This is a genomic window from Bradyrhizobium sp. NBAIM08 (genome assembly GCF_020193935.1).
Classification (GTDB): Bacteria; Pseudomonadota; Alphaproteobacteria; order Rhizobiales; family Xanthobacteraceae; genus Bradyrhizobium; species Bradyrhizobium yuanmingense.
On the sequence record NZ_JADYVR010001321.1, the window covers coordinates 1 to 384 of the forward strand.

Sequence of the window (384 nt, forward strand, 5' to 3'; positions counted from 1 at the left end):
CCAGCGAAGGCTTCGGCCACCGGCTCGAAATCGCGGCAATTGCGGGTGAGCCCGGGGATGCAGAGGATAGCCGGGCGGTCCTCGGCGCCATCTTGGAGGCCGGGGTAATCGCGATAACGCAAGGTCAGCCCGTCGGTGCTGGTCCATTCGCCGGTGGTGTAGGGGGGAATGCTTTTTGCCATCGTCTGCTTGTTCCCCCGCACCAACCACCCCACTAATGCAAAGATGCGCGCCGAACCGCAAGCTGCCCCCTATCGTCCCGATCCGCAGATCCTTGAACTGGCCGAGTGGCGATGACCGCGCCCGAGCGCATCGCGGGCGCGGTGCTCAACGATGTCGGCCCCGAAATCGAGGCCGCCGGGCTGGCGCGCATCCGCGACTACG

At 66.4% G+C, this 384-nt stretch carries 1 protein-coding gene; it reads right to left on the reverse strand.

The genetic code is table 11. From position 1 onward, the window contains the following. On the reverse strand, positions 1-182 hold a 182-nt coding region (locus I6F37_RS44720; RefSeq protein WP_368736847.1), incomplete at its 3' end, for an alpha/beta fold hydrolase. Between the last annotated feature and the right edge of the window lie 202 nt (positions 183-384).